The organism is Lacinutrix sp. MEBiC02404 (genome assembly GCF_053601575.1).
In genome coordinates this window covers 1-370 of the sequence record NZ_JBSHNV010000190.1, presented here as the reverse complement: position 1 = coordinate 370, position 370 = coordinate 1, and the positions used below count along the sequence as shown (strand labels likewise).

Here is a 370-nt window from a genome sequence, read left to right as displayed (position 1 = left end):
CAAATTTAGAAGCACTTACTACATTAGTAGACAACAACGACGGAACATTAACCTATACCGATGAAGATGGAAACCCAACTATTTTAGACGTTGCTAACTTGGAAACATTAACATCTATTGCTTTAAACACAGACAATACATACATCGATTACACGGATGAAGACGGCATTACTACACAATTAGATTTAACTGCAATCATAGCTAACCTGGAAGCTTTAACAACTTTAGTTGACAACAACGACGGAACATTAACTTACACCGATGAAGATGGAAACCCGACTGTTTTAGATGTTGCTAACTTGGAAACATTAACATCCATTGCTTTAAACACAGACAATACAAACATCGATTATACAGACGAAGATGGCGT

1 pseudogene is annotated in these 370 nt (G+C 36.2%); it reads left to right on the top strand.

Features of this window, described 5'->3' with window-relative positions:
- Window positions 1-370: pseudogene (locus ACVCXO_RS12130) on the top strand (hypothetical protein); the annotation flags it as partial.